Source organism: Cyanobium sp. BA20m-14 (assembly GCF_024346295.1).
Genome location: NZ_JAGQCR010000010.1, coordinates 17,256 through 27,467, shown reverse-complemented (window position 1 = coordinate 27,467; position 10,212 = coordinate 17,256). Strand labels below are relative to the sequence as shown.

Here is a 10,212-nt window from a genome sequence, read left to right as displayed (position 1 = left end):
CCCTTGAGCTGCTGCAACCGGGTGGGGGGGGTGGTCATCGCGCCGAAGCCGCAAGCAGGTTCATGATCGCTCCGGCCATGGCCTGGCTGCCCCCAGGCCTGCCGATGCGCTCCTTTCCAATTGTGGCCAGCTGCCGGCGCAGGGCCGGCCCCCGGATTGGATCAAGCTGTTGCTCCAGCAGTTGGTGCGCCAACTCGGCGGCGCTGGCGGGATCTGGGGCGCAGAACACCCCAGCACCGAGCAGGCGGCGCTGGGCCTCGGCGAACCCCGGCGTGAATTGGGGCCCCTGGCCAGGTAGCTGCAGCACCGGTATGGCCAGCCCCACCGCCTGCTCCGCGGCGGTGCCGGCGCTGCAGAGCACCAGTTGGGCGCTGGGCAGCAGTTGCCCAAACCCGCCCCAGCTCAGCTCCAGCTCCAGGGGGCCCCGCACCAGCCGGTCCTCTCCCTCCAGCTGCCAGCCCAGGGGAGCGGCCAGCTGGGCAATGCAGGCCCGCTCCAGGCCGGGCACCAGGGCGGCCCGCAGCCGCAGGCGCCGTCCCCCCGGCCATTCCACTGGCAATTTCCCAGGCAGCTCTGCCAGGAGCTCCAGCATCAGCCCCAGATTGCGGGCCGCCTCCGGCAGGCGGCTGCCTGGCACTAGGAGCAGTTCCGGATCTCCTGCCCCCGCTGGTGGGGATTCGTTGCTGCTCACCGCATCGAGAAAGGGGTTGCCAAGGAAGCTGGCGGGCCGCCCCAGTTGCCCGCTGAGGTCGGCGGCGCTGAGCTCATCGCGGCTCCAGATCGCCCTGATGCCTGGCCGGCCCAGTAGCCAGCCGCAGGGCCAGGGCAGCCTCAGCCGGCCCTCGTAGTGGCTGGAGTAGGCCACCAGATACACGGCGGTGGGCAGGCCTGAAAACCAGCCCCCCAGCACGGCCAGCAGATCGCCGACGGCCAGCACCAGCCCGTAGTGGCGCCGCCGCCGCCTCAAAAGCAGCAGGCGGCTCAGCACGTAGAGCATCTGGCCCTCGAGCAGTTCGGCGATCCGCCCCGCCAGGCTGGTGTAGCCCAGGCCGCCGGTGCTGCAGTTGCGGGTGCGGCCCAGCACCGGAATGCCCAGCTGGCGGTAGCTGGCGCCATGGCCCACCAGCGGCAGGGCCTCCACGGCAATGCCCCGCTGGATCAGGTGGGAAGCCACCAGGGCGCCACTGAGGTCTTCCCCATGGCCGTTGCTGAGCAGCAGAACCGGTTTCAAGCCGCGAGCCAGGCCTTCACCTTTTCCATTGCCTTCCAGCCCGGTTGGCGCACCAGGCCATCGGCGATCGAGGCGTTGAGCTCCGCCGCCATCTCCGGGGCCATCGCCAACACCCGCTGCACGATCTCAATGTGTTCGCGCACTCCCTTGGCGCCGGTTTCCAGCATGGCCAGGCTCAGGTTGATGCGCGCCTGGGGGTCCTGGGGGTTGAGGCGCACGGCGGTCTTGGCGGAGCGCAGGGCGCTCTGGTGCTGGCCATCGAGCAGCTGCAGCCAGGCCAGGCAGGTCCATCCCGCCGCCTGGTTGGGGGATTGCTCCGTGATGGCAACGAAGCTGCCGATCAAGTCGGCCGGCGCCGCCCCCTGCTGGTAGCGCTCCATGGCCTGCTCGAACAGGGAGGATGCTTCTGGGGAGGTCATGGGGAGGCGGCAGGCCTGGTCGTGACCTCAGATTGCCATCTGGTCGGACAACTGGCAGACCAACTCGTCGAGGTCTGCCAGGGCGATGCCCATTGCGGCGTGCACCCGGCTGGGATCAATTGCTTCGTAGTCGTGCACCAGCCGATTGCGCAGCCCTGCTGCTGGCACCAGGCGCTGGGCCAGGGTTGGACTGATCAGGCCTGCCTGGCCGGCTTGGATGAAAGTATCGGCGTAGGTCTGGGGTTGGCGGCCCGAACCCTGCACCAGGAGATGCTCCAGGAGATCGCTGGCGGCTTCCACGCTCAGGTGCAAAAGCCTTTCCACCAGCAGCTGCTGGCGGCGGTCGCTGAGGAAATCTGCCAAGCCAGTTGTGCTCTCGGCTCTCAAAAGCATCACCAGCTCCTGAAGATGCTGGAGTTTGCGCCGGATTACCGCTTGCTCCAGGGGGCTCATTCCAGTACGGCCCCGGCACGCTCGAGCTCGAGTTTGGCCTGGCGTCTGGTCCAGTCAGCCCATTGGCGCCTTGCCCGAGACTTGAAGGCCGCAAACATGCCGGGTTGCCGTTCAAATAGCAACTGACCATCCTCTGCAACAACTCGCTGCAGCAAGTAGGAGGATCTCGAGAGGTCCACCACGTCGAGGGCATCGCTGGAGCAGCCGAGAGCCCCGGCCAGTTCCAGGTCCAGGCCAAAGAGGCGCAGGGGGGCTTGGGGATTGGGCTGGAGCAACACCGCCAAATCCCAGTCGCTCGATTCGTTTGCGGAGCCTTTGGCCCTTGAGCCGAACAGCACCACCAGATCTAGATCGCTCGGTAGGGCGCTCTGGTTCACACCGCGAACGAGCTGCCGCAGCCGCAGGTCTGGCTGGCGTTGGGGTTGGTGAAGTTGAAGCCGCCGCCGATCAGGGCCGAGGAAAAATCCAGCTGCATCCCATAGATGTAGAGGAGGCTCTTGGGATCGCACACCACTTGGAAGCTGGGGGCACCGCTGGGTTCGTAGGTGTAGTGCTCGTCATCCCCCTGGATCGCACTGGCATCGACGAAATCCATCGTGTAGCTCATGCCGCTGCAGCCCCCGGAGCGCACCCCCACCCGCAGGACCTTGGCCGAGCCCTGCTGGTCCATCAGCGCCGCCAGCTGCTTCATGGCCGGTTCGGTGATCTGGATCCCCTTGCCGTCCTTGGCGGTGAAGGTTGCGGTGCTCATCGGGGCTCAATACCTGCTGAACCCACTGTATGGAGCCCGCCCAGCCGCTGCCTGGTGGGTTGTCTCCATAGAGTCGTCCCAACTTTGCGGGTGCAACGGGGTGCGGGTCGCCATTGTGGGAGCTGGATTGGCCGGGTTGGCCGCGGCGGTTGACCTGGTGGACGCTGGCCACCAGGTGGATCTCTATGAGGCCCGGCCCTTCCTCGGCGGCAAGGTGGGCAGCTGGGTGGATGGGGAAGGCAACCACATCGAGATGGGGTTGCATGTGTTCTTTTTCAATTACACCAACCTCTTTGCCCTGCTGCGCAAGGTGGGGGCGATCGACAACCTGCTGCCCAAGGACCACACCCACCTGTTTGTGAACACGGGCGGTGACCTGCGCGAGCTCGACTTCCGCTTTGCCCTCGGCGCCCCCTTCAACGGCCTCAAGGCCTTCTTCACCACCCCCCAGCTGGGCTGGATCGACAAGCTGCGCAATGCCCTGGCCCTCGGCACCAGCCCGATCGTGCGGGGCCTGGTGGATTACGAGGGGGCCATGAAGGTGATCCGCGACCTCGATCGGATCAGCTTCCAGCAGTGGTTCCTCGGCCATGGCGGCAGCCAGCAGAGCATCAAGCGGATGTGGAATCCGATCGCCTACGCCCTCGGCTTCATCGACTGCGAGGCCATTTCGGCCCGCTGCATGCTCACCATCTTCATGATGTTCGCCTCCAAAACCGAGGCCTCCAAGCTCAACCTGCTCAAGGGTTCGCCCCACCGCTGGCTCACCGGCCCGATCTTCGACTACATCGAGCAGCGCGGCGGCCGGCTGCACCTGCGCCACCGGGTCAGCCAGGTGCACTTCGAAGATTCAGCGGCCGGCGCCACCCAGGTCACCGGCCTCAGCCTCGGCAGCCCCGAGGGTGAGATCAGCGTGGAGGCCGATGCCTATCTCGCCGCCTGTGACGTGCCCGGCATCCAGCGCCTGATCCCGCCGGCCTGGCGCCAGTGGCCCCTGTTTGACAACCTCTACAAGTTGGAGGCGGTGCCGGTGGCCACGGTGCAGTTGCGCTACGACGGCTGGGTGACCGAACTCGGAGATGGGGCCCCGCAGGAGGCGGCCCGCCGCGATCTGGCCCATCCCAGCGGCCTCAACAACCTGCTGTACACCGCCGACGCTGACTTCAGCTGCTTCGCCGACCTGGCCCTGGCCAGCCCCGTTGACTACCGCAGGGAGGGGCTGGGTTCCCTGCTCCAGTGCGTGCTCACCCCAGGCGATCGCTGGATCCCCAGCAAAACCGAGCAAATCGTGGCCCACACCGACGCCCAGGTGCGAGAGCTGTTCCCCTCCGCCGCCAACTTGAAGCTGGTATGGAGCAATGTGGTGAAGCTGGCCCAGTCCCTCTACCGAGAGGCGCCTGGCATGGAGCCCTACCGGCCCGACCAGCGCACGCCGGTTACCAATTTCTTTATGGCCGGGAGTTACACCAAGCAGGACTACATCGATTCGATGGAAGGCGCCACCATGAGTGGGCGTCTGGCCGCCACGGCGATCCTGGCCACCACTACCACGATCGCGTAGGACATTTCATGGGCAGATGGCTTGAGCACAGCGTCACCACCGAGATCCGCGCCCCGGTGGAGCAGGTGTGGGAGGTGTGGAGCGACCTGGAATCCATGCCCCAGTGGATGCGCTGGATTGAATCGGTGGTCACCGAACCCAACGATCCAGACCTCACCGACTGGACCCTGGCCGCCCAGGGCTTTCGCTTCCACTGGAAGGCCCGCATCAGTCACCGGGTCGAGGCCCAGCAGCTGCATTGGGAATCGGTCGGGGGTCTGCCCACCAAAGGGGCGGTGCGCTTTTACCCCCAGGATGACGGCCTTACGGCGGTGAAGCTGAGCGTCAGCTACGAGCTGCCCGGCATTCTGGCGCCCCTGATGGAGCCCAGCATCCTGGGGGGAATCGTCACCAAGGAGCTCCAGGCCAACCTCGACCGTTTCCGGGATCTGGTTCAAACCCGTTATCCCTAGGGCCCCGCTCCGAGGCAGCGGCCGCAGGCCTCCACCAGCCCCGCGAGGTCGTGGGGATCGGCTTCCCCATCCACCCGGCCCAGCAGGGCCCGGCAGCGTTCACTGGTTTGGGGCCCGATCGACACCACGGCCACCCCCTCCAGTTGGGCGGCCCAGCCGGGCCCATAGGCCGCCTCTAGCAGCTCGCAGGTGTGGCTGACCGTTTTGCCGCTGCTGAAGGTGATCCCATCTAGGCGCCCCTGCTCCAGGGCTGCCACCGCGGCGCTGGGCAGGCCAACCGGGCAGCGGGTTTCGTAGGCCGCCACCTCCACCACCCGGGCGCCGGCCTCGGCGAAGGCCTCCGCCAGCAGGGTGCGGCCGCCGCTCTGCACCCGGGGCAGCAGCAGCCGCAGGCCCCAGCCCGGGGCGGGGAAGTGCTCCAGCAGGCTGTCGGCCACGAAGCTGGGCGGGATGAAGTCTGCAGGGGCGCCGAGGGCCTCGAGCTGCCGGGCGGTTTTGCGGCCCACTGCGGCAATCCTGAGGCCGCTGGGGCGGTGGGCCAGGCTGCGCCCCAGGCGGCCCAGCCGCTGCTCCACGGCCTCCACGCCGTTGCCACTGGAGAAAACCAGCCAGTGGAAGTCTTCGAGTTCGGCCAGGGCATCGTCGAGCGGCCCCCATTCATCGGGGGGTGTCACCACCAGGGCAGGCAGGTCGACCACCGAGGCTCCAGCCGCCTCAAACAGGCGCCGGGCCTCCCCCAGCTGGGTCTCGGCCCGGGTCACGGCGATAGTGCGGCCGCCCAGATCTGCCATTACGCCCCATCCAGCTTGACCATCGTGCCGGCCTGCCGCCTCAAAGCCTCAGCTTCGTCAGGGCGGTTTTGCTGCTGGAGCAGCTCGATGGCGCGGCGGAAGCCCGAGCGCGCACCGGCCAGATCACCGCCCAGCAGCAAGGCGACCGCCAGATTCTGGTGGGCGCTGGCATGGTTTGGGTCCCGTTGTAGGGCTGTGCGGTAGGCCCCAATTGCCGCCCCAATCCGCCCCCGGCGGCGTTCCACCAGGCCCAGCTGCAGCCAGCCCAGGGCCAGTTCCGGAGCGGCCGCGGTGGCCTGCTGGCAGAGGGCGCAGGCCTCCTCCAGGGCGCCGGCTTCCTGAAGCAGCCCGGCCAGATTCAGCCGGGTCGCCAGGGTGAGCCGTGGCGGCAGCGGCAGGGCCAGGGCCTGGCGGTAGAGCTGCTCGGCGCGGGCCGGGTCGCTGCCGGCCACCGCGATGGCCAGGTGCAGCAGCAGCTCGTAGCGCACCGGCTGACTGGAGCTTGGGCACCGGGCCAACCCCTGCTCCAGCAGGGCGATGCCGCGCTCGCGCTTGCCCTCGCTCACCTCCAGGCTGCCGAGCTTGGCGCAGGCGTAGGGATCGCCTGGATGGGCTGCCAGATCGGCCTCCATTGCCTGGCGCAGCCGCCGGGCCTTGTCGCCGCTGGCCAGCAGCTCGCTCCGGTAGCCATCGTGGCCCAGGGCCGGCACGTCGCAATCGGCCAGTCGCCAGTGGGGCTCCTGCTCCAGTAGGGCCAGCACGCTGTCATCCACCATTGCGTGGTACGGCCGGCTCCAGTGGATGGCCGGATGGCGACGGAACAGGCGGCTCACGTTGGAGTAGGGAGATTGGGCGGCCCCCCGCTCCTGGCGCAGCAGGTTGATCAGCAGCAGATCGCTCTGGCCCATCAGCTGCCGCAGTGGCCCCCGGGCCTCGCTCAGCAGCCACTCATCGGCGTCGAGCACCAGCACCCAGTCGCCTCGCACGTGTTGTAGGGCGGCATTGCGGGCTGGGGCGAAATCCCCCGGCCAGGGCAGCTGGTGCACGACGGCACCGCAGCCTGCGGCGATGGCGATGGTGGCATCACTGGAGCCGGTGTCCAGCACCACCATCTCGTCAACGAAGCCGGCCACCGAGGCCAGGCAGCGCTCCAGCCGCTCCGCTTCGTTGCGCACAATCATTGAGAGGCTGAGCATGGGCGAAGATCAGCTCATCCATTCCAGACTGGCCGGCGTGAGGGGATTTGCAAAGGGGATCCCCTCACTTTGGCAGCGCTCCATTTCGCGTTTAATTCGTAAATACCACTTGGCTTGGGTGTCCGCACCCTCAACCAATGTCAATACAGGATTGTGGGCAATCCCCTCTTGTTGTTGTTCGACGATGACGCGATCTTGATCTAGAAATGTATCTCCAAGTGCCTTTAGGATCGGCTTGAGTGGCAACAGCCAGGGTGAGCTCCAGTAAAGGCATTGATGCACCCTGGTTGTCTGCTGGTCGATTGGGGCAAGCACCGTTAGGGAACAGGCGGCATGGCGCGTGCCTTGGATGATTTCTAGGCGGAGAGAGGGCAGCTCAAAGCGTATTTCCGTTTCAACTGGTTCGCCGAGCAGCTTGTAGGGTTTTCCTGAATTGGTGATGACGTGTCGCTTGAGGGTGAAGCCGCGCTGGCTGGGTTCAAAGTCTCTTTGCTCGATTTTGAAGTCTTGGGGATTTGTTTTTTTCCACCAGCTGCTGGTGTGCACAAAAGGCACGTGTACGGGGTCGATGAGGCCAATTGTGGATTGATCGATGTCAGCTTTGAAAATCTTTTCGATGTATACGTCTGGATCCCGATCAAAGCTGGCCGGCAGTGATTCAAGACACGTATAAGCCCTCTCTTTGCCGCAAGGTATATAAACCCATGTCATTCCCCCGCGCTCGACGCAAGCCAGGGACTGGGATTTTATTTTGGTCTCAATGCCCAGCTTCTTCTGGGCTTCGGTGAGGCAGGGAATGGAGATGCAGTCCCCATTGATTGCATTGATCTTCCAGCCATGGTATTTGCATTGGATTTCATTTCCATCAATGGATCCATAGCTCAAGGGAAAGCCCCGATGGGGGCAGCTATCAACCAGGGCGAAGGGATTGCCCAGCCTGGTCAGCACAATTGGGATGCCGGCAACTTTCGACTTGAAAAGCACATTTTTTTTGATCGCCTTTGAGCGAGCAACTGGATACCAGGCGCCTTTTAAGTAGTTTGAATTGCCGGAAGATGGAGCCATTTATTAGGTTGTAAAAATATTTTGCCCGCCATCCTCTCCCATGCCGAGCCTTGCCAGGGCTTCGGCCTGGGCCAGGGGCATCTGGCCGGGGCTGTAGACCCCGGCTACGCCTGGCGGCAGCAGGGGCTGTAACTGGTCCCAGAGGTAGGGGCTGCCGTAGACCACTAGCCCCGCCAGGCGGCCGCAGGCGGCCAGTTGGCGCAGGGCTGCGGGCCAGGGCTCGGCGCTGTTGGCGCTGCCGCGAAAGGGATTGCCCCGCACGAACAGTTGCAGCAGCACCGGCCCAGGCCCCAGCCGCTCCAGGGCCAGCGGCGCCTCGGCCAGGCCGCTCCAGGGGCTGGGGCTGCGGCCCTCCACCAGCACGGTGCGCCAGCCCTGGGCCTCCGGTTTGGCCACTGCCGGGGCTGTGGCTGGCAGGAAGGGGGCGGCCAGGGCCGAATCCAGCCGGATCAGGTTCACCCCGGGCTGGGAAGGCCTTTCTCCTCCGGGGCTGGCCTCCAGGGTGGCCCTCACCAGCTCCAGGGCCAGGGCCTGGTCGGGCTGGGCGGCGGCTTCGGGGTCGGGCCGGCTCGCGCTTGGCGCCCCAGCCCCGAGCCCCGCCAGGGCCCGCCGCCGCCGCTCGGCACTGGCCTCCAGTTGCTCCCGGTCCAGGCGCCCGCCCTGCAGCGCTGCCGCTATGGCCCCTATGGCGGCGCCGGCGTCGGCGGGCATCAGCACCAGGTCGGCGCCAGCTTCCAGGGCGAGCACCGCAGCCTCGCCGGCGCCGTAGCGGCCGGTGATGGCGTCCATCACCAGGGCATCGGTAACGATCAGGCCTTCGAAGCCCAACTCCCGGCGCAGCAGGCCCGTGAGCACAGGCTTGGACAGGGTGGCTGGCCGCTCGCCATCAAGGGCGGGCAGCATCAGGTGGGCTGTCATCACCGAGGCCACCCCTACGGCGATCGCCTGTTGAAAGGGGGGCAGTTCGATCGCCGCCAGCCGCTCCCGGCTGTGGGCCAGCAGGGGGAGGGTGAGGTGGGAATCGCTGCTGGTGTCCCCGTGGCCGGGGAAGTGCTTGGCGCAGCTCAACACCCCTTCTGCCTGCACGCCCTGCAGGAAGGCCGTCGCCAGGGCGCCTGCCGTAGCCGGATCCTCTCCCCAGGCCCGCACGTTGATCACCGGGTTGGCGGGGTTGTTGTTGACGTCACACACCGGCCCCAGCACCCAGTTGAGCCCCAGGGCCCGTGCCTCCCGGCCGGTGCAGCGGCCGTAGCGCTCGGTCAGGGCCAGGGCCCGCTCGGGCTCCCGGCCGTAGAGCCTGCCCAGGGCCAGGGGCGGCACCAGCCAGGTGGCTCCCTCAAAGCGCTGGCCCACCCCCTCCTCCACGTCGGCGCATAGCAGCAGGGGTTGGCCGGCCCAGCGGCCGAGCTGGGCGCAGCGCAGGGCCAGCTCGGCCGCACTGCCCCCCAGCAGGATTACGCCGCCCACGCCGGCTTCGAGCAAGCTGCGCAGTTCGGCATTGGCCAACTCCCAGCGGGGATAGCCGCGCTGGTGATCCGCCAATTTGCCGCTGGTGCGCACCACCAGCAGCTGGTGGATCAGCCGCAGCAGGGCCCCATCGGGCCTGGCGCCGGTGTCTGGCCCGGCCTCAGAACTCACTGGCTTCGGCTGGTTCGCCCTTGGTTTGCCGCTCCCCCTCGAGCCGGTTGAGCAAGCCCAGCACGGAGGTGCCCTTCTCGATGCCCCGATCCAGCACGAACACCACCTCGGGCGTGCGCCGCATCTTCAGCCTGCGGCCCAGCTCCCCTTTGACATAGGCGCTGGCCGAGCCCAGGCCCGCCATGGCCTGGGCCCGATCTTCCTCGCTGCCGTAAATGCTGACAAAAATCTTGCAGTGCTGCAGATCGCCTGCCACCTCCACGCTGGTGACACTCACCATTCCCTGGTTAACCCGGTCGTCCTTGATCCCACCAATCATCAGTTCGCTGACTTCCCGGCGGATCAGGGAAGCCACCCGCTCCACCCTTCGGCTCTGTGCCATGGCTATGCCAGCGGTGTGGGATTCACCATCGCATGCAGGATCAGGGCGAGGCTGAGCAGGCCGCTGATGCTGGCCCCAATCAGGGCCACGGCCGTGACCGGATTGCGGCCCCTGGCGGCCAGGGGCTCGAAGACCGAATTGGCCAAACCCAGGCCAAAGGCCACCAGGTAGCGCGGGTAGCGCGTCACATTGAGGAAAAAGTCCTTCATCGGGCGGGCTTGGTCGGTCGTTGCTGCGTGCTGGCTACTCTGCCGCCCAGAGGCTGGATTTGAC

13 protein-coding genes are annotated in these 10,212 nt (G+C 66.7%); 2 read left to right on the top strand and 11 right to left on the bottom strand.

Features of this window, described 5'->3' with window-relative positions; translation table 11 throughout:
* Window positions 1-34: 34 nt before the first annotated feature.
* The 5 genes from KBZ07_RS02150 to KBZ07_RS02130 are packed head-to-tail and all read right to left on the bottom strand — an operon-like array spanning window position 35 to window position 2,854.
* Complete coding sequence (locus KBZ07_RS02150) at window positions 35-1,231, bottom strand: lipid-A-disaccharide synthase-related protein (protein ID WP_254930069.1); 1,197 nt, start codon at window positions 1,229-1,231, stop codon at window positions 35-37.
* Window positions 1,228-1,650, bottom strand: a complete 423-nt coding sequence (locus KBZ07_RS02145; RefSeq protein WP_197151806.1) for a hypothetical protein — start codon at window positions 1,648-1,650, stop codon at window positions 1,228-1,230. Before KBZ07_RS02145 ends, KBZ07_RS02150 begins: the two co-directional genes overlap by 4 nt.
* Before the next feature lie 27 nt (window positions 1,651-1,677).
* The gene (locus KBZ07_RS02140) at window positions 1,678-2,103 is read right to left on the bottom strand and encodes a type VII toxin-antitoxin system HepT family RNase toxin (RefSeq protein ID WP_254930068.1); all 426 of its coding nucleotides are present in this window, start codon (window positions 2,101-2,103) and stop codon (window positions 1,678-1,680) included.
* Window positions 2,100-2,480 carry a type VII toxin-antitoxin system MntA family adenylyltransferase antitoxin gene (locus KBZ07_RS02135; RefSeq protein ID WP_254930067.1) on the bottom strand — a complete coding sequence of 127 codons (381 nt, stop codon included), beginning with the start codon at window positions 2,478-2,480 and terminating at the stop codon, window positions 2,100-2,102. Before KBZ07_RS02135 ends, KBZ07_RS02140 begins: the two co-directional genes overlap by 4 nt.
* Window positions 2,477-2,854, bottom strand: a complete 378-nt coding sequence (locus tag KBZ07_RS02130) for an iron-sulfur cluster assembly accessory protein (RefSeq protein ID WP_254930066.1) — start codon at window positions 2,852-2,854, stop codon at window positions 2,477-2,479. Before KBZ07_RS02130 ends, KBZ07_RS02135 begins: the two co-directional genes overlap by 4 nt.
* 100 nt (window positions 2,855-2,954) lie before the next feature.
* On the opposite strand from KBZ07_RS02130, the gene zds reads away from it, so the two are divergent.
* Window positions 2,955-4,415 carry a 9,9'-di-cis-zeta-carotene desaturase gene (zds, locus tag KBZ07_RS02125; protein WP_254930065.1) on the top strand — a complete coding sequence of 487 codons (1,461 nt, stop codon included), beginning with the start codon at window positions 2,955-2,957 and terminating at the stop codon, window positions 4,413-4,415.
* Window positions 4,416-4,423: 8 nt separating this feature from the next.
* Window positions 4,424-4,867 carry an SRPBCC family protein gene (locus KBZ07_RS02120; protein WP_254930064.1) on the top strand — a complete coding sequence of 148 codons (444 nt, stop codon included), beginning with the start codon at window positions 4,424-4,426 and terminating at the stop codon, window positions 4,865-4,867.
* Here KBZ07_RS02120 and KBZ07_RS02115 read toward each other — a convergent pair.
* Genes KBZ07_RS02115 through KBZ07_RS02090 form a run of 6 tightly spaced genes read right to left on the bottom strand, consistent with a single transcriptional unit; the run spans window position 4,864 to window position 10,148 of the window.
* Window positions 4,864-5,658: a uroporphyrinogen-III synthase gene (locus KBZ07_RS02115; RefSeq protein WP_254930063.1), complete on the bottom strand. Its 795-nt coding sequence runs from the start codon at window positions 5,656-5,658 to the stop codon at window positions 4,864-4,866. The genes KBZ07_RS02120 and KBZ07_RS02115 overlap by 4 nt on opposite strands.
* Window positions 5,658-6,854 (bottom strand): glycosyltransferase, encoded by a 1,197-nt coding sequence (locus KBZ07_RS02110; protein ID WP_254930062.1) that lies wholly within the window; start codon window positions 6,852-6,854, stop codon window positions 5,658-5,660. The genes KBZ07_RS02115 and KBZ07_RS02110 overlap by 1 nt, the downstream gene beginning before the upstream one ends.
* A 9-nt stretch (window positions 6,855-6,863) precedes the next feature.
* Window positions 6,864-7,919 (bottom strand): Rieske 2Fe-2S domain-containing protein, encoded by a 1,056-nt coding sequence (locus KBZ07_RS02105; RefSeq protein WP_254930061.1) that lies wholly within the window; start codon window positions 7,917-7,919, stop codon window positions 6,864-6,866.
* A gap of 3 nt (window positions 7,920-7,922) precedes the next feature.
* The gene (locus tag KBZ07_RS02100) at window positions 7,923-9,557 is read right to left on the bottom strand and encodes a glycoside hydrolase family 3 N-terminal domain-containing protein (RefSeq protein WP_254930060.1); all 1,635 of its coding nucleotides are present in this window, start codon (window positions 9,555-9,557) and stop codon (window positions 7,923-7,925) included.
* On the bottom strand, window positions 9,547-9,939 hold the full coding sequence (gene rbfA / locus KBZ07_RS02095; protein ID WP_254930059.1) for a 30S ribosome-binding factor RbfA: 393 nt from the start codon (window positions 9,937-9,939) through the stop codon (window positions 9,547-9,549). The genes KBZ07_RS02100 and rbfA overlap by 11 nt, the downstream gene beginning before the upstream one ends.
* Before the next feature lie 2 nt (window positions 9,940-9,941).
* The gene (locus KBZ07_RS02090; RefSeq protein WP_254930058.1) at window positions 9,942-10,148 is read right to left on the bottom strand and encodes a DUF751 family protein; all 207 of its coding nucleotides are present in this window, start codon (window positions 10,146-10,148) and stop codon (window positions 9,942-9,944) included.
* Between the last annotated feature and the right edge of the window lie 64 nt (window positions 10,149-10,212).